Raw genomic sequence first — 18,887 nt, forward strand, 5'->3', positions numbered from 1 at the left:
CGAAGTTTGTAACTTTATTATAGAATGAATTAGTAAATTGTACGGAAAAAGACTTTTTACTCCACAGTGACTAGTTTTTGAGCAAAAATAAGCAATACTATTTACAAGTAAAACCAGTTTGGGATACGTTTTGTCTATCAATAGCCTTACAATAATTGCGGTAGTTGGTGCCTCAGCCTCAGGTAAGTCGTTATTCGCTCAAACCATTTATGATGAGCTTGTCGAAGAATTAGGTCAGCAATCGATGACCATAATTAAAGAAGACTCCTACTATCGATGTCAGGATCATCTTGAATTCGAAGATAGAACGAAAACAAACTATGATCATCCTAAGGCCTTTGAGCATGAATTACTCGCTCATCACCTGTTTCAATTAAGTGAAGGCCATCCTATTGAAGTTCCCGTCTATAATTATAAAGAACATACACGTAGTAAAGAAGTTGAAGTCGTAAAACCAGCGAAAGTTGTCTTGGTTGAAGGTATTTTATTGTTGACCGATAAACAATTGCGTCAGCGTTTTGATATCAATATCTTTATGGATACTGCTCTTGATATCTGTCTTATCCGCCGAATAAAGCGTGACCTTGAAGAACGAGGTCGCGATCTCGATTCTGTCGTCCATCAGTACCAAACGACAGTGAGACCCATGTATTACCGATTCATCGAGCCCTCTAGAGAGCACGCTGATATCGTTATAACTAAAGGGGGTCGTAACCGTATGGCTCTCGAACTAATCAAAGCAAAGGTTCGCGAATTAGCGAACTAAAAAGCACAACTTTAACAAACCATAGGTGTAATGATGGATTTTAATATGTTACGTGGTGTGTTGGGTATATTTGTTATATTAGGCGTCGCCTATTTAGCGAGCTCACACAAAAAAAGTATAAATTGGCGGACCGTTGGCGGTGCCTTCGCAATTCAAATCACACTCGCAGCGTTAGTTCTGTACAGCGATACAGGTCGAATTGCTCTTGAAGGTATATCTGCTGCCGTTGGCAGTGTTATCGACTACTCTGCTGCGGGTATTGCCTTTTTGTTTGGTGGCTTAGGTACAGATGCCATGTTTGCAAATGGCGTTGGCTTTGTTTTTGCCATTCGCGTTCTGCCCGTCATCGTATTCTTCTCTTCATTAATTGCGGTACTCTACTATCTCGGAATCATGGATAAAATCGTTACCTTCCTAGGTGGCGCATTAGCAAAGTTTCTCAAAACTTCGGATCCGGAATCATTATCGGCGACAGCAAATATATTTGTTGGTCAAACTGAAGCACCGTTGGTTGTGCGCCCGTTCCTACCAACCATGACCCGTTCTGAGCTATTTGCAGTAATGACCGGTGGCCTAGCATCTGTTGCTGGTGCGGTATTGGTCGGCTATGCCGGTATGGGTATTGAACTTAAATACCTTATTGCGGCATCGTTCATGGCAGCACCGGGTGGTTTATTGATGGCTAAATTTATTATGCCAGAGGTCGATGAACCGAAAAACGACATCTCTGAGCTCGAAGAGCCTGAAGAAGATAAAAAACCCGTTAACGTTATTGACGCCGCAGCAGAAGGTGCCTCTAAAGGTATGATGCTGGCGCTCAATGTTGGTGCTATGTTAATGGCATTCGTTGCATTAATCGCATTACTTAACGGCCTAATTGGTTGGGTTGGTGGCTTTTTTGGCGCAGAGAACCTTACTCTCGAGATGATTCTTGGCTTTGTGTTACAACCTGTTGCTTGGATACTCGGTGTACCATGGGAAGAAGCATTCCGTGCAGGTAGCTTCCTTGGCCAAAAGGTTGTGGTTAATGAATTTGTCGCCTATGTCGACTTTATTAAGTACAAAGACGAATTAAGTGCAGGTACTCAAGCTATCATCACTTTTGCCTTATGTGGTTTTGCAAACCTTTCTTCTATCGCGATTTTATTGGGTGGTTTAGGTACCTTGGCTCCAAACCGTCGACACGATATAGCGCAGATGGGTATGAAAGCGGTATTTGCGGCAACACTAGCAAACTTAATGAGTGCTGCGATAGCAGGTGTATTTATTTCACTTGCAAGTTAATTAACCAGCCCGCAAACGCGGGCTTTTGATTCAAATGGGTATGTTTATGACTGAACAAGATTTACAAGCTGTCGCAAAAGAAGCCATCAGTTATATGGATTTGACGACGCTAAATGATACCGACACCGATGAGATTGTCGCTAAACTCTGCGACCAAGCCAGTTCGCCTGGTGGTAACACTGCGGCCATTTGCATTTATCCTCGTTTTATTCCCGCAGCGAAAAAGCGTTTAGCTGGCACTGGCATCAAGATTGCCACTGTCACTAACTTTCCGCACGGTAATGACGATGTCGATATAGCCGTCGCTGAAACCAAAGCATCGGTGGAATACGGTGCCGATGAAGTCGATGTGGTATTCCCTTACCGTGCGTTAATGGCGGGTAATGAACAAATCGGTTTTGACTTGGTTAAAGCCTGTAAACAAGCATTACCAGACAGCGTACAGTTAAAAGTTATCATTGAAACCGGTGAACTTAAAACCGAAGAGTTGATCCGTAAAGCGAGTGAAATCTCAATTAAAGCGGGTGCGGATTTTATTAAAACATCAACCGGTAAAGTTGCGGTTAATGCCACCCCAGAGTCTGCTCGTATCATGATGGAAGTCATACGTGATATGGATAAAAACGTTGGTTTTAAACCCGCTGGTGGTGTGCGCACTACAGAAGATGCGAAACACTACTTGGATATGGCACGGGATATTTTAGGCGATGACTGGTTGTCTCCTGCTAAGTTTCGCTTTGGTGCGAGTGGCTTACTTGGTAACTTACTAGCAACACTGGGCCACGGTGAAGTGAAAAAAAGCAGCGGCTACTAATCATACTGCTTGTTAATCCCAATTCGATTTGAATCAAAGCCCGCTTATGCGGGCTTTTCTATACTTGACTCATCAACTCAGCTAAAGAATTCAGATACTCACTATGGCACAACTATATTTTTATTACTCAGCAATGAACGCCGGAAAATCAACGTCGTTACTGCAGTCATCATACAATTACCTAGAACGCGGTATGAAAACGGTGATCTTCACCGCACAACTTGATGACCGTTTTGGCCAGGGCAAAGTCACCTCTCGTATCGGTTTAAGCAGTGATGCACGCCAATTTAGTAAAGACAGCAATCTATACCAGGAGATCAATCAACTGTTAGCCGCTGAGACCATCGATTGCATACTGATTGATGAATCGCAATTTTTAAGTGAAGAGCAAGTCAAACAATTGACCGATGTCGTCGACTATTTAAGCATTCCGGTGCTTGCCTATGGAATTCGTACCGACTTTCTTGGCCAAACCTTTAGCGGCAGTGCTGCACTAATGGCCTGGGCCGACAAGCTTATTGAGTTAAAAACAGTATGCCATTGTGGCCGTAAAGCGAACTTCATAATCCGCTTTAATGAGCAAGGCAAACCGGTTACCAGTGGGTCACAAGTTCAAATTGGAGGCAATGACATGTATGAATCGGTTTGCCGAAAACATTTTAAAGCCGCGGTTTGGGATAAATCGTAATAAAAGGTTCTAACAGCTTTAACTTAAGGACTCGATTAAGGGCTGGATTAAGCGCCAATTCAAGATCCAAATTAAGAGCTAAATGAAGCGCTAACGCATGTCATTGGAGTGCTTAGCCCTGGGGTTTATGAATAGCCAATTCTTTGTGCTAACATCATGGCTCTTCAGATTAGAGAAAGATGAGTAAAGTAAGTTGAAATACCTATTATCTGGCTTAGCCCTTTGCGTCGCTACTGCATCAACACAGGCCAAACAACAACAAACAAAAACAGATACCCCACCATTACCTAAAAATATCATTATGATCGTTGCCGACGGAATGGGCCCAGTGTATCCCAGTGCCTATCGATTTTGGCAAGACGATGCCAATACCGCCAAAGTTGAATCCACCATCTTTGATAAAGTCTTAGTTGGCAGTTCGAGTACCACACCGTCTAGCTATGCTAAAAATCAAGCGATTGATGGCCAACACACACCGGCAAACAGTTATGTGACCGATTCAGCAGCCAGCGCCACAGCGCTCGCTACGGGTGTTAAAACGTACAATGGTGCGATTGGTGTTGATGTGCATTTAAAGCCGCAGTTAACCGTACTGGAATACGCTAAGCAACGTGGCAAACGCACAGGCATTGCTGTTACCTCACAAATTGTTCATGCAACCCCGGCATCGTACATCGCAAAAAATGAAAGCCGTAGAAACTATAACGCTATCGCCGATGACTACCTTGACTCCACCATCGACGGTGAACTGAAAGCGGATGTTATGTTAGGCGGAGGTGTAAGTTACTTTCAGCGTGAAGACCGCAACTTAATTGCCGAGTTCAACGAACAAGGTTATCAATACCTCAGCGAATTTACGCAGCTCAACAACGTACAATCAGGTGATAAATTATTGGGTTTATTCGCACCTGTCGCGATTGATAATAATGTCGACCTGAATTATCAAAACCCATTAACACAGATGACCAAAGCGGCGGTAAAAGCCTTAGACAATAGCAATGGCTACTTTTTGTTAGTCGAGGCGTCTCAGGTTGATTGGGGCGGACATGCCAATGATATGGCTTATGCCATGGGTGAAATGCATGATTTGGCGATGACTATGGAGTTTTTACACGCCTATGTTGCTAAACATCCAAACACCCTAGTGGTACTAACGGCTGATCACAATACAGGTGGTATGAGCATTGGCAGTAGCGGCAAATATAACTGGCAACCTAAAATCATCAACAAACTCAGCAAATCACCTCTGGCCTTAGCAAAACAATTAGCAAGTGATGAACTCAACATCGATGATCTTTCCTCATCGCTTGGTTTTAAGTTGTCTGAATCTGAGCAAAGTCATTTTGTTACCTTGCGTCTGGAAAATCAGCAAGAAGTGCTAGATAAGCAATTAAACAAAACAAAAACCAAGGAAAAGCTGGTTACGCGTTACTATGGCTTTATTAAAGAAATCATAGACTTAAAAACAGGGGCCGGTTGGACAAGTTCAGGACATACCGGTCTCGACGTACCAGTATATGCCTTCGGAAACGGCGCAGAAAATTTCATTGGTCATCAAGAAAACACTGACATTGCCGATAAAATATTCACGTTACTCGGTAAAAAGTAGCCATTTTAAAACATCCATTATAGCTATATAGAGTGTGTCACATCGCTGCACTCACCACAGTACAACACACAAAAAAAGGCGGGATAATCCCGCCTTTTTTGTGTGTTGTGAAGGAGCTTAGCTTTTTACCTCTGTGACTGCATCAACATCTGCATCAGGTTTTTTTAACGAATAAGATAAAATAAGATAGCCAATGATGCCAGATAGCAACGAGCCAACAACAATACCTAATCGCTCATCAAACAGCTTGTCCATATCGGTGGCTTCGAACGTTAAAGAACCGATAAACAAACTCATGGTAAAACCAATACCACACAATGCCGCTGTACCGTATAGCGTTTTAAAATTCATGCCTTTTGGTAATTCGGTTAATTTCATCTTAACCGCAAGATAACACATACCAAATACCCCTACCTGCTTACCAATTAATAACCCCATAGCAATACCCATAGGGACCGGATGCAGCACATCTTCCGCCGATACCCCTGACAAGTTCAATCCAGCATTAGCAAATGCGAACACAGGCAATACAAAGAATGCCACGACCGAATGCAAATCATGTTCTAACGATTTCAATGGTGAAAAATCTGGGTCAGATTTAGATTTTAACGGAATAAATAACGCCACTAAAACACCAGCTAACGTCGCATGTACACCGGACTTCAACATCGCAACCCACATCACAACACCGATCATCAAATACAAACTGCGTGCTTCCACTTTGCGGTGGTTCAAAAACCATAATATTGGTACGCAAACCGCAACGATCACTAATGAGATAAACGAGATATCATCGGTATAGAAACAGGCGATAATAATAATCGCGCCTATGTCATCAAAAATGGCTAATGAAGTAAGGAAAATCTTAACAGTAGCCGGAACACGCGAGCCGAGTAGTGTTAATACACCTAAAGCAAAGGCGATATCCGTTGCCGCTGGGATCGCCCAACCTTTGATGTTGACTGGATCTTGGTAATTAAAATACACATAAACCAGCGCAGGAACTAACATACCACCTATTGCGCCAACACCAGGTAATATAATATTTTTGCGTTCTTTTAATTCGCCTTCTATGAGCTCTCGTTTTAGCTCAAGACCGACCAAGAAAAAGAATATCGCCATTAAACCATCGTTGATCCAAAGCAATAATGGTTTAGCCACTTCAAGTGGCCCTACTCTGACTTCGACCGGGGTGTCGAGGATTAAATCATAATACACAGATAACGATGTATTGGCGCAAATCATTGCCAATACGGCCGCCACCATCAAAATAATACCACCGGCGGATTCTAGCTTGAAAAAGCTGCCGATAAAGTTTTGTTCAGTTTTCATAGAACTCCTGTAATCTAGAACTGACTATGGCTTTATAAAAGATCCTGCTTTACAAATCAAAAACTTTGCGTTGTCAGGACCTGTTCAAAGGAAATAACGTGAATTAACGCAAATCATGCATTAGATAGAGGCATAAAGAATCGGTTCCCTCTTTAGCGTTGAATGTAGGAGAAAATCCGATGAATGCCAAATTTTAAAGGTGATATTGCCAGACAACATTAAAGTAGTGCATTTAAACGACTAAATCCGGCGTCTAAATCAGCAATCAAGTCATCGACATCTTCTAATCCAATATGCAAACGAACTAATGGTGTACTGTACAGCCAATTGGTAGCTGTGCGCATCGATTTAATATTCGAATTAGCTAAAATCAAGCTTTCATAGCCCCCCCACGAAAACCCCATTTTAAAATGATGCATGCCATCTAACATCGCATTTAACGCTTGTGGATTAGACTGTTTCAAGACAAAGGAAAACAATCCATTACCACCAACAAAGTCTCGTTTAAAATGCTCATGTCCAGGGCACGATTCTAAGGCCGGGTGCAACACAGTTTCAACTTCTGGGCGTGTCTGCAACCATGTTGCAACTTTTAATGATGCCTGTTGATGCTGATTTAATCGAACACCCAAGGTACGAATACCGCGCATTGCCAAATATATGTCATCCGGTGACGCACATTGCCCCAGTAAATACGAGTTTTCTCGCAGCACAGGCCAACATTTTTTATTAGCCGTGGCTGTTCCCAACATACAGTCCGAATGACCGACCACATATTTGGTTGCTGCTTGTACAGACACATCAACGCCGTATTCAAACGGCTGGAAGTGTATAGGTGACGCCCAAGTATTATCAAGCATGACCACTATGTCTTCGTTCTTCTGATGCGCAACCTGACATATACCCGGTACGTCTTGTATTTCCATGGTTAGTGAGCCCGGTGATTCTAAAAACACAATACTGGTATTGTCTTGAATTAAATCGCCAATATCACGGCCAATCATCGGATCATAATAAGTAACGTCAACGCCAATACGAGCCAGCGTTTTGCTGCAAAAATCACGAGTCGGTTCATAAGCGGTATCGACCATTAAAATATGATCGCCACTTTTAACAAAAGATAAAATCGCACTGGTAATCGCCGCGGTGCCACAAGGGTAGACATAACAACCTGCGCCGCCTTCTAACTCTGTCATTGCATCAGCAAAGGCAAAGGTTGTTGGCGTGCCACGACGGCCATAAAACGGTACTTGTTTGGCTCGGTTTACAGCCGCATGTTTCATTTCTTTAACGGAATCAAATACGATTGTAGAGGCACGGTATACCGGTGGGTTTACCATACCTTGGGTCCATTTTGACTTGCGACCGGCATTAACGATTTTAGTATCTTTTTTCATATGCTTGTTACTTATGCTGATTACGTATGTTAGCTAGTTATGTTTATTACTTATGTCTGCAACGTATGTTTATTCGTTGCACTACTGACTTTGCTTGTTTTACTGATTTGCTTAATCAGCCAAGCTGTTAACGGTACTTGGTAAGCAAAAACGTTATTTATCGAACGTTTATAATGGCTTGTGTGCTCGACTTACACTGCACGTGTTAGTAACAATGCTATAAAATTTAGCAATCTAGCCATCTAAACATGGTATACCATGTCAGTCATAAATGGCAGATATTTTTAAAACAACTGCATTTGATCGTCGATGATATTGCTAAAGTGTTTACCAATAAACGGTAGAATGCCATCGGCAACCGCGCCCAATTGACGCTCAATGTACAACGGATAGTCTATTTTACTGCGCAAGTATTCCAATGCCTGTGGCCCTTCTTTGGTATAGACATATTCAATCCAGGTACGTTGTTGATAGCGTAACGGTTTGCCTTGTTGTTGGTTTTGTTGGTCGGCGTCTCTTGCCGCTCTAACATGTGGAGGGACATTTTTTTGATATTGCTCTAACTGTCGTCTAATGCGCTTTCGATACACTAATTTGTCATCAAACTCCCCTGCTAAGGTTCGCTCGACAATATCTCGAATGTACTCCTCAACAGGCTCGCCGTTAAAAACCTTAAGATACAAAGTCCGCTGAAAGTCTTTTGCCAATTGAGTCCAATCAGTGCGTACGCTCTCTAAACCTTTAAAAATAAGCTTTTCTTGCTCACCTCTACCCACGAGGCCAGCATAGCGCTTTTTAGTGCCAATATCCTGACCTCGTACCGTTGGCATTAAGAAGGTGTGAAAATGGGTTTCAAATTCAATTTCTAGCGATGATTCAATGTGAAACGCTTGACGCAGATGGCGTTGCATTTTGTCATTGATTAAATGCATCATCTCTTTGCCAATTTGCTGACTTTGTTGATCGTCTTTATCGTCACCAATACTGATAAAAATCGAATCGGTATCTCCATATATAACCCGATAATCCAACTCTTCGATCCAGTCTTTGGTTAAATTTAATAGTTCATGGGAACGCTTGGTAATAGCCCCTGATAAACGAGGATCGAAAAAGCGACAGCCATTGGAGCCCAAGACACCATAAAAGCTATTCATGATGATCTTAATGGCCTGAGATAGTGGCGCATTGTTTTGCGCTTTTGCCTTATCACGCTCTTTCCATAACGAGGTAATAATGTCAGGTAAAAAATGTTTCTCTCGTGAAAACCACGCACCATCAAAGCCGGGAATAACCTGCTCATCTAGACCTTGCAGGTGATCGCTAATACCTTCAACCATGCCCATGGGGTCAATATTAAAGGTGCGGATAATGCTTGGGTACAGGCTTTTAAAATCAAGTACCAAGACGTTTTGGTACAGACCCGGCGTCGAGTCCATGACGAAACCACCGGGAGACACTAAATCACTACGGCCATCCCCCATGTTTGGCGCGACATATCCTGCTCGATGTAACCTAGGCAAATACAAATTAGTGAATGCGGCAACACTGCCGCCAATTCGATCCAGTTCAAGACCCGTTAGTTGGGTGCGTAAAATGGCGTAATCAAGCAATTGGGTTTTCTCAAAAATCAGCCACACCAAACGGCAATCTTCGAGGTTGTAACTGGCGAGTTGTTGCTTTTGGTAGAGAAACTTTCGGGTGATTTCTGCAGCTCGATTATCGACATCGTCAATATCTTTGCCTATCCCCAGTAATGTTTGCGCGACGTTTTCTAAGGCAAAGCTTGGAAAACTATAGGTTGCCGAGCGCAGCATATCGATACCATCAATAACCACTCGCCCAGCAATATCAATAAAATGTTGTTCTTGAGATTGTCGATTTTTACGCCAATGAGGATTGCTGCCATCTCGGCCTATGGCAAATTTTATATTGTTTAAATCACATCGTTTTTGCAATAACTTAAAATCGAAATTTATGACATTCCAACCAATAAGCACATCTGGATCAACGTCATTAATAAAACCGATAAAGCGCATTAACAACTCGTATTCATCATCGATCCATTCGATATAATCGTCACTGTCTTGTTCTGGTTCGCCAATCATCAGCACCTTTTTAATCACAGAACCATCCGCGCTTTCACCATAGGCGCCAATAGAATATAACTCGCCATCAAAAGAACATTCGATGTCTACCGACAACATTCGCAAGTTTGGCGTGAACTCACAACTGCGCACTTGCGCATTAGCGGCATGCAAAAAACCATGGGCGTGACTGAAATTACCGGTGAATTCACACGCACCATTAATAAATCGTTCCATGATAAAACGATCTTCAGGACGTACGTCATCTTCGTAGCATTTAATGCCAGCATCATTGAGCACTTCTCGTGCACGATAAAACGCGGCTATGGAGCTAAAATAAAAGCCCGCAACGGTTTCACCAGCAAAGGATTTTAACGATAGTTGTTTACTAAGAAAGTTGATACCAGCTTGTTTTAGGTAGGTTTTAGCACTCTCAACGCTTGTGGTTTGAACAAAGAAAATGGCTTTTTCACCGTCGACGGTTAACTTAACCGGGCCATCTTCGGTCTGTAACCAATAGGTCAACTGCATCATTCTCGCCACATCACGACTTTGACGAGTGAGAACAAATCCTTTTTTGATTGTGTTTGCCATTATTTAGGTGTAATTACAAATAAACCTGTTAATATATACAGCAGTATATTCGAGACATGCGCCGTTGGAAATAATTATTTTATGCTAGGTGACAAAACCAAGGAGTTAATTCGCTCTGCCTACAAGCGAATTGGCGAAAGTCTAGACAATTTTAGTCCTCGCAAAGAACAAGCATACCTAATAGCCGAAATCGCTAAAACCATTGCTGGAGAGTACGATAAGAATACCCGTCATATCGTCATTGAAGCCGGTACAGGTACGGGTAAATCATTAGCCTATTGCCTTGGTGCCATCCCCTTGGCGAAAAAGCGTAAAAAGAAAGTCATTATTTCTACGGCAACGGTTGCCTTACAAGAACAATTGGTCAATAAAGATTTGCCGTTTATTTTAAAGCACGCAGGTTTTGTCTTCGACTTTTGCTTGGTAAAAGGTCGGCAACGTTATGTCTGTGCACAAAAGCTTGCCTTAGCAAACCATAATGACAGTGATGCCGGTCAAGTGGCTATGTTTGAGCAAAAGCCAACCAAACAAGATACCGACCTATTAAAGCGTCTCGACAAGGCTTTGGCCAATGGTAAATGGCAAGGCGATAGAGACTCTTGGCCAACGCCAATTCCAAATCATATATGGCAATTTATACAAAGCGATAAACACAGTTGTTTACGCCACCTTAATGAACACACTCAATGTCCATTTCATAAGGCGCGCGAACGCATGGATGTTGCTGATGTGTTGGTGGTAAATCACAGTTTGTTGCTTGCCGATCTTGAATTGGGCGGCGGTAAGATTCTCACTGAACCAGAAGATAGCGTCTATATCATTGACGAAGCGCACCACTTACCAGATATTACCCGAGATCATGCCAGTGCCATGGCAACGGTTAAAGGCGCGATTGAATGGTTACAACGCTTAAGTCCTACAGCGGATAAAATCAATAAATTATCAACCACAGATCGCACCATATCCCCTTCACTAAAAATCGCTGATTTAAGTGAGGAGATCATTACCGATCTGAAAAAGGTCAATGAATTTTTCGATGCCAACCAAAACCTGTTTTTTTCACAAGATAAGCAATTTCGTTTTGAAAACGGCGTCGTGCCCGATGAATTGCGACACCTCGGTGAAGACATTGCCAGTGCCAGTAAAAAATCGTTAAGCGAAATCAATAAGCTATACAATTTACTGCTTGAAGAAGTCAAAGATGGCAACGTGCAAATGTACCGTGCTGAACCACTGTTAGCTGAGGCTGGATTTGAAATACAACGGGTAGAAAACCTCGAAAAGATCTGGTCCATGTACGCCAAACAAGACAGCGACAAAGGCGCGCCCTTAGCGCGATGGATAGAAAAAACATCCGGTAAGCGCGATGATTATATGGTCAGTGCCTCGCCTATTGAGGTTGGCTTTATGCTGCAGGATAATTTGTGGGATAAGTGTGATGCTGCCGTATTATGCTCGGCCACAATATGCGCGCTAAATTCATTTGAACATTTTCGCCGTCAAGCGGGCTTGGGCATCAATGATGGTACCCAATATAAAAAGTTGAATTCACCGTTTAACTACCAAGAAAATGCGGTTTTAACGATACCGAAAATGCAGTACGAGCCGAACGTAAGTGATGCGTTCACCAAAGAAGTCATTGAAAAATTACCCAGTATATTACGAGAAAACCAGGGTAATTTGGTGCTCTTCTCTTCCTACTGGCAGATGGAACAAGTTGCTGAAGCGCTACGTAAAAAGGCCAAATATAAAGACATACAGGTGCAAGGTGAGCATTCTCGCCAGCAAATTATCGAGCTACATAAACAGCGTTGTGACAAAGGCGAGACCAGTATTATTTTTGGCAGTCAGAGTTTCAGTGAAGGATTGGATTTACCGGGTAAATACCTAACTAATTTGATCATCACCAAATTGCCATTTTCAGTGCCTACGTCACCAGTCGATCAAGCTCAAGCCGAGTACATCAAACTCAAAGGCGGCAATCCTTTCATGCAAATCAGCGTTCCCGATGCCTCGAAAAAATTGGTACAAGCCTGCGGTCGTTTGCTTAGAAATGAAAAAGATACAGGTATGATCACCATCTTAGATAGACGTCTTGTGAGCAAGCGATACGGTAAAGAGTTAATAGATTCGTTACCACCATATCGTCTTAATATTGTCTATTAAACGAGCTTTAATTAGCTCGCCTCAACAAATAAATCGTCATTACACCGACGATACCAGCAACGGCAAAAACGATCGGTGAAATTGGATCATACTCATGCCCATAAAAGGTAGAGATAAACATGATCACAGCGAGAATACCAAAAATAATAAGCATACCACCGCAAAAGTACGCGATCCCCGTCGCAATTTTACCGCCCTTATTATTGAGCGCCGCAGCAGTGCCAAGATACAGAAAAACAAAGACTAGAGCGTATGCGGGTATGTTTCCAAGTAACACCGATACAACCCCATAAGCAGCAAGTAGACTATAAACGACAGACAGTATTATTTTTGCGTTTTTCATTACGATTCCATACGGAGTATCAGTCTAACCTAATACCGTCATTACCATTTTTATGGAAATAATTACCACAAAAACAGCAAATAGCTTTTTTAAGGTTGCCACCGGTAAGGTATGAGCCAGTTTGACACCGATAGGTGCGGTGAAGTAACTGGTTATTGATATTAAAACGACCGCCGGCCAATACACAAAACCTAAGGTGTAATCTTGAGCTACACCTTCATTATAACCATTTAAGATATATCCCAAAGTACCCGCTACAGCGATAGGAAAACCGCACGCTGCTGATGTGCCGATGGCTTTGGTCATTTCAATATTGCGCCAAACCAAATAAGGCACCGTCAGTGTGCCACCACCAATGGAAACCAGGGCCGAAATGGCGCCTATTCCTGAACCTGTGGCAATTAATTCACCATTACCACCTACGCTTTTATCAGGTTTAGGTTGCTTATTGATAAACATCTGAATTGAAACGTAGCTCATAAATAGAGCAAAGAATAATGCCAAATATAAGGGTTCTGTCTTTGCCGCTATAAACGTTGCGACAAAGGTACCTATAAGGATCCCAGGCACCATAGCTTTGACGATAGGCCACAGCACTCCGCCCCTGTTGTGGTGCGATTTTAAAGACGAAATAGAGGTAACAATAATACACGCCATCGATGTACCAAGCGCTAAGTGGACAATGACATCATTGGCAACCCCCATCACCGCAAAGATACTGGTTAACATGGGTACCATCAGGGCACCGCCACCAATACCAAGCAAGCCGGCCATCACACCGACTAAACCACCAAGTAATAAAAATGCCAAGATGTATTCTAAAGCCACACTCGATCCTGTTAATTATTATTATCTGTTCACATCAACAACGGTTATTCAATGCCAATGTATTTATGTACTTGCACTGACAGGCGCCAATTATTGTCGATACAGGTATCGATGGCTAACTTGGTCGCTCTATCTTTTTGGCTGATGGGCTGCAAGTACACTTGCGTTTCGGTAATTTGGTGTTGGTTTAATAGCGCCTTTAAATCATCGACATGCTGCTCAGTCGCCACAGGATGCTTGATTTCATTGGCTCTTAACATCGCCGACGATAACACTTTATAGCCACCGCGCATATTCACTTTTGGAGACACGGTTACCCAACAAGACTCTGTGGTAAGAATTTCAAATGTACCCGAGGTTTCAATCTGAGTGCTATAACCGTGCTCTTCGAATAACTGGCACAGCGGTGTTAAGTCGTACATACAAGGCTCACCGCCGGTGACCACAATATGGCGCGCCTTAAACCCTTGGCCTTGCACGGTACGCAAAATCTCTTCTGGCTCTAATTCGACCCATTCATCGGTCTCTGCGGATTTCGTTAAAACCGTTTGCGTACTCACTTGCGATTCAAGGTTAATTTCCCATGTATGTTTGGTGTCACACCAGCTACAACCCACAGGGCAACCTTGCAAACGGATAAATATAGACGGTTGACCTGTAAAAGAGCCTTCGCCCTGAATGGTTTCGAATAGTTCGTTAATTTTGTAATGACTCATAATAAACTTTAGAGATACGATATTTTCGAGTAAAATAAGTATGATCAGTATACCTCATCTTCTCATATAAAAGGCTGAAAAATGTCAGAAAACATCTCCAATAAAGTCGTCGTTATATACTCAGGTGGCATGGATTCATTCACGGTTTTGAATAAAGCAGTACGTGATGGAAAACAAGTGTATGCCCTAACCTTTGATTACGGCCAAAAGCACGTAAAAGAAATTGAATACGCCGCCAATGTTTGCCGTGAGTTAGACATTCCTCATAAGGTGATCGATATCACCGCCATTAATCAATTACTGGCAGGTTCGTCACTCACTGATGCCATTGATATTCCTGAAGGTCATTATGAAGAAGAATCGATGAAATCAACGGTGGTGCCAAACCGTAATATGATTTTATTGTCGCTAGCGGTAGGTTATGCGGTATCGGTTGAAGCGAGCCAAGTCTATTATGGCGCCCATTCTGGTGATCACGCGATTTATCCTGATTGCCGTCCTGAGTTTGTTGAAAAAATGAATGATGTTTGCCAAATAGCAAATTATGAACCGGTCGAAATTTACAGCCCATATTTAAAAGTAAGTAAAATCGATATCCTTACCGACGGCCTAAAAATGGGTCTTGATTATGGTAAATCGTGGACTTGTTATAACGGCCGCGAAAAGGCCTGTGGAAAATGTGGCGCCTGTCAGGAGAGACTTGAGGCGTTTGCCGAAAACAACGCTAAAGATCCATTAGAATACGAAGCGTAATTTAGTTTTTAAATAACCAAGAATAAAGCGATAAACCTTGATAGAATGCGCTCTGCAACCAGCCTTGCAGAACGCATTTTTATTGGCTTCAGCTGTCAATTCCAGACTAAGCCATTGATTTACATAACTCTACAGATAATTACACTTTGGTTGCATTATTATAAGAGGGGTTTAAGATACTATGAGCCCCCGCTTAAATAAAAATAATTAAATTAAGGATACTCCATGTCAGTATTTAAAAAAACGGCTATTGCCCTTTTGATATCTTCCCCTTTTATTCTCAGTGCTTGCGGTGGTAGCAGCAGTAGTGACGACGATACCGTAGCGTTTAACCTGTCTGTTTCTGATGCTCCAGTTGATCACGCAACGTCAGTTGTAGCGTGTTTCAATGAAGTAGAATTGCGCGCTGGTGAAAACACTCAAAACTTTATTGTTGGTGGTGAAAACGGTGAAGTTGCCGCTAACGATGTTTGTAAAGACGAATCTGGTAACGTGGTTCCTAACACCCACGGTATCGATTTAATGCAGTTTACGGGTGATGATGCCGCCACTTTAATCACAGGCACAAGAATTCCAGTCGGCGAATACAGCCAATTGCGTTTAAGTATTACGCCTGAGTCTTACGCCGTTGTTAAGGTAATGAACGAAGAAACCGGTGAATACACCGAAGAAACCAAAGTCGTTAACCTTACCGTTCCTTCAAACGAATTAAAGCTTGATGGTTTTGTGGCAACACAAGGCAGCGAAGTGAGCCTTACCGTTGAATTTGATCTGCGTAAATCTATGGTTAACCCACAAAACAGTGAAGACTTGGTATTAAAACCTCGTGGCGTTCGTTTGGTTGATAATAACACTGCCGGCCATATCGAAGGTGATGTAAACGAAATGCTTATTCAAGGTGAAGCCTGTGATATGAATGGCGCATTTGTTTACCTTTACGAGGGCACCGTTGCTGTTGCCGATATGGGTGATATGCATTACAACGCCAATACCGGTGAATATGCCGGTGATAAAACCGAGCCAGTAGCGTCAGTTGCTGTTGAGATGGAAGAACAAGGTGATTACGAGTACGAAATTGGCTACGTACAAGCAGGCGATTACACCTTAGCACTTACCTGTTCAAGCGATGACAGTGAAGCAGCCGATGAGCTTGAGTTTATTTCAGCTAAAACAGCGATTGTTGAAGACAAACAAACAAGCGAAGTCGATTTCAACTAACTGTAAACAACATCATTCGAATAAAAGCCAGACACTGTCTGGCTTTTTAGTGTCTCGCCCACACCCAAATAAATCCTACTCTACCTTTAATCTTTCAAGAATTAGTCAAATATTACATTAACCTATCGTAGTCTTTGGCACGTTTACTCTGTTTAAAAACTGATCTAATTCTCATCTTTCTTGCGTTTAAGCATGTGAACTATTACTGCGTCAATGATGACGCTTAGTTATTTCAACTACCACTTAGGAAAATAAAAAGTTATGAACAAGATTAACAAGTTTGTCGGAACCGGGTTTATTGCGTCTACAGCCTTTATAAGCTCGTTTGCTTTTGCTAATGACGTTAACGCGATTAAGAGTCTTCCTGTGATAACCGATGATTGCGGCACAACATCCTGCCAGGATCGCCGCGGCCTAAATGTAGAACAAACACTGGCAATATTGTCTGCGGCAACCAAAGCGGAAAATGCTGCAAAAGCCAATGCGATGGCAAAAAAAGAAAATAGTTATTATAAAAAGTCGCCAGGTTTGGCGTTAGGCCAAAATGACAACAGCACTCAAGTTGTGTTTTTGGATTTTGAACAGAGTTCAGAAACATTCGAGGCCATTACTTTTGTCCCTGGCGTGCCTCAAACCTTCATCAGTCATGTTTACACACAAGAAGAACGTGACGCCGTACAAGCCAACATTGAAAGTCGTTATCAAGGCTTCAATGTTTCTTTCACTCAAACAGAACCCAAAAACGGCGTGTACTCAACATTAAGTTTTGAATGTCAGGACTCTGATGGTATTTGTATTGATTTCGGCAGCGGTATTTTATTTGGTCGAGCGCAATCCATTGATATTCGAAATACCTTGCGTGATGACAGTGCCTTTGTTGATGCCAGCTTGTGGGAAGTATTGGTTCAGATTGACCCCAGTGGAGGTTTTTTCTCTCGAATTTCTGGTATTCCAATTGTCGATGGCGATGTACAAGGCGCGCTTTCTACGGCCATTGTTAACCAAGCATCAAATACGGGCGCACACGAACTTGGTCATAACTTAGGTCTACGCCATCATGACAGTTTTGGCGCTCCAGGTGATGGTGTAACACCAGGTACAGGTGACTTTTTCCCTGTGTTTGACGGTCCATTGGCTGCAGAAGAATCGTTTGACCACACAATGGCATCAGGAGCCAGTGTTGGTACAGGCTTTACCGACAGCACTGTCGACTTGCGCTTTTTCTCAGAACGTTCTGCTTTAAAATTAGCTGCTAACCAACGCCCTCGTATTCTCATGGAAGACAATGTATCTGGTGCGGATAAAATGGTTAAGTTACGTCGCGTTCTAGCGCCAAACACCTTATTCGATGGCGAAAATTCTGAAGGACAACTTGAGTTACTGGAAGCACGCGTTGCGGGCAGCATTTCTGAGGTTGATGAAATGGACAGCTATCGTTTTAAAGCAAAAGCAGGACAATTCTTAAGTGCAGAATTCTTTGGTTTTGACACCCCTTCTGCTCAACAATTTATGGTCGCAGATTTCGTGATTGGCGCTGTCGCTTTGTACTATGTGGAAGAAGACCAATCAATGACTCTGGTTCAACAAAACTTCCAAAACTTTGAAGGTTTTGATGCATTACTCGTTGATGCGCCTCTGGAAAGAGACGGCGAATACGTTTTAAAAGTGTCTGCACCTGACTTGTTACTGATCCCAGGATTTGGCTTTCTATCACTGGACGGGTCAGGCAATGGCGATCTTCGCACCGGTAATTATGAGGTAAGCATGTACATTACCAATGGCAAATCAGGTAATGGCCCATCAAGAGTTCCTGGTAAAAAATAACTGCACCTAAAAAAATGCATTAATGCACTTGGAACGTAAACTGATCAAGCCTTAACAAATAAATTTTGTTAAGGCTTTTTGTTATTAGTAAGCAGAAAAAGAACACCGTCATCCCATCATGCTTTTGGATGGGATCTCCATCAGTTTCGAAGAGTTTCTAATCAGCCGCTTTTGCCACGAATAGAAATTAGAAAAAGAGCACCGTCATATAAAGAAGTAGCCCCTAAATAATTTTCATATTTAGGGGCTAAGCTAGAGTGAGAAGAAGAGACTACAAGGTCCGCTTTGTCGACCACGAACAGAAGTAAGAAAATTAACTCCGTCATTGCGGCGAAGGCCGTAACCTCCCCTTGTTTTGAAGTGGCTTTGAGGGACTGCTTTGTGCCATTTGGAGTCGTTCATATATAGAAAGAATTCACCGTCATCCCATCATGCCTTTGGATGGGATCTCCCTTCGTTTCGAGGTGGCTT

The 18,887-nt window shown here is 42.5% G+C and carries 15 protein-coding genes; 9 read left to right on the forward strand and 6 right to left on the reverse strand.

The genetic code is table 11. The features are described from left to right. Positions 1-136 precede the first annotated feature (136 nt). From udk to HII16_RS03705, 5 genes are all read left to right on the forward strand, one after another. On the forward strand, positions 137-766 hold the full coding sequence (gene udk, locus HII16_RS03685) for a uridine kinase (RefSeq protein ID WP_169127982.1): 630 nt from the start codon (positions 137-139) through the stop codon (positions 764-766). 33 nt (positions 767-799) lie between these two features. Beyond that, on the forward strand, positions 800-2,050 hold the full coding sequence (locus tag HII16_RS03690) for a NupC/NupG family nucleoside CNT transporter (protein ID WP_169127576.1): 1,251 nt from the start codon (positions 800-802) through the stop codon (positions 2,048-2,050). A gap of 46 nt (positions 2,051-2,096) precedes the next feature. Then, positions 2,097-2,864: a deoxyribose-phosphate aldolase gene (gene deoC / locus HII16_RS03695; RefSeq protein WP_169127578.1), complete on the forward strand. Its 768-nt coding sequence runs from the start codon at positions 2,097-2,099 to the stop codon at positions 2,862-2,864. 103 nt (positions 2,865-2,967) lie between these two features. Next, the gene (locus HII16_RS03700; protein WP_169127580.1) at positions 2,968-3,552 is read left to right on the forward strand and encodes a thymidine kinase; all 585 of its coding nucleotides are present in this window, start codon (positions 2,968-2,970) and stop codon (positions 3,550-3,552) included. A gap of 193 nt (positions 3,553-3,745) precedes the next feature. Further along, a complete protein-coding gene (locus tag HII16_RS03705; protein WP_169127582.1) occupies positions 3,746-5,161 on the forward strand; it encodes an alkaline phosphatase in 1,416 nt (471 codons plus the stop codon). Positions 5,162-5,278: 117 nt separating this feature from the next. Here the strand turns inward: HII16_RS03705 and nhaA are convergent, their stop codons facing one another. From nhaA to HII16_RS03720, 3 genes are all read right to left on the reverse strand, one after another. After that, complete coding sequence (gene nhaA / locus HII16_RS03710; protein WP_169127584.1) at positions 5,279-6,493, reverse strand: Na+/H+ antiporter NhaA; 1,215 nt, start codon at positions 6,491-6,493, stop codon at positions 5,279-5,281. Between the two features lie 218 nt (positions 6,494-6,711). Then, a complete protein-coding gene (locus tag HII16_RS03715; RefSeq protein WP_169127586.1) occupies positions 6,712-7,890 on the reverse strand; it encodes a cystathionine beta-lyase in 1,179 nt (392 codons plus the stop codon). A gap of 284 nt (positions 7,891-8,174) precedes the next feature. Next, positions 8,175-10,568 (reverse strand): DNA polymerase II, encoded by a 2,394-nt coding sequence (locus HII16_RS03720; protein ID WP_169127588.1) that lies wholly within the window; start codon positions 10,566-10,568, stop codon positions 8,175-8,177. A gap of 81 nt (positions 10,569-10,649) precedes the next feature. Here HII16_RS03720 and dinG point away from each other — a divergent pair, with 81 nt between their 5' ends. After that, positions 10,650-12,734, forward strand: a complete 2,085-nt coding sequence (dinG, locus tag HII16_RS03725) for an ATP-dependent DNA helicase DinG (protein ID WP_169127590.1) — start codon at positions 10,650-10,652, stop codon at positions 12,732-12,734. Between the two features lie 7 nt (positions 12,735-12,741). Here dinG and HII16_RS03730 read toward each other — a convergent pair whose 3' ends face one another. Genes HII16_RS03730 through queE form a run of 3 tightly spaced genes read right to left on the reverse strand, consistent with a single transcriptional unit; the run spans position 12,742 to position 14,621 of the window. After that, positions 12,742-13,077 carry a hypothetical protein gene (locus HII16_RS03730; protein ID WP_169127592.1) on the reverse strand — a complete coding sequence of 112 codons (336 nt, stop codon included), beginning with the start codon at positions 13,075-13,077 and terminating at the stop codon, positions 12,742-12,744. A 24-nt stretch (positions 13,078-13,101) separates the two neighbouring features. Continuing rightward, complete coding sequence (locus tag HII16_RS03735; protein WP_169127594.1) at positions 13,102-13,905, reverse strand: sulfite exporter TauE/SafE family protein; 804 nt, start codon at positions 13,903-13,905, stop codon at positions 13,102-13,104. Between the two features lie 44 nt (positions 13,906-13,949). After that, positions 13,950-14,621 carry a 7-carboxy-7-deazaguanine synthase QueE gene (gene queE / locus HII16_RS03740; protein WP_169127596.1) on the reverse strand — a complete coding sequence of 224 codons (672 nt, stop codon included), beginning with the start codon at positions 14,619-14,621 and terminating at the stop codon, positions 13,950-13,952. 93 nt (positions 14,622-14,714) lie between these two features. Between queE and queC the strand changes: the two genes are divergently transcribed. The 3 genes from queC (at position 14,715) to HII16_RS03755 (ending at position 18,416) form a co-directional block, all read left to right on the forward strand. Beyond that, the gene (gene queC, locus HII16_RS03745) at positions 14,715-15,374 is read left to right on the forward strand and encodes a 7-cyano-7-deazaguanine synthase QueC (RefSeq protein ID WP_169127992.1); all 660 of its coding nucleotides are present in this window, start codon (positions 14,715-14,717) and stop codon (positions 15,372-15,374) included. Positions 15,375-15,599: 225 nt separating this feature from the next. Continuing rightward, positions 15,600-16,592, forward strand: a complete 993-nt coding sequence (locus HII16_RS03750) for a DUF4382 domain-containing protein (protein ID WP_169127598.1) — start codon at positions 15,600-15,602, stop codon at positions 16,590-16,592. 261 nt (positions 16,593-16,853) lie between these two features. Then, positions 16,854-18,416 (forward strand): hypothetical protein, encoded by a 1,563-nt coding sequence (locus HII16_RS03755; RefSeq protein ID WP_169127600.1) that lies wholly within the window; start codon positions 16,854-16,856, stop codon positions 18,414-18,416. Positions 18,417-18,887: the final 471 nt, after the last annotated feature.

Source organism: Thalassotalea sp. Y01 (genome assembly GCF_012932945.1).
Lineage (GTDB): Bacteria > Pseudomonadota > Gammaproteobacteria > Enterobacterales > Alteromonadaceae > Thalassotalea_A.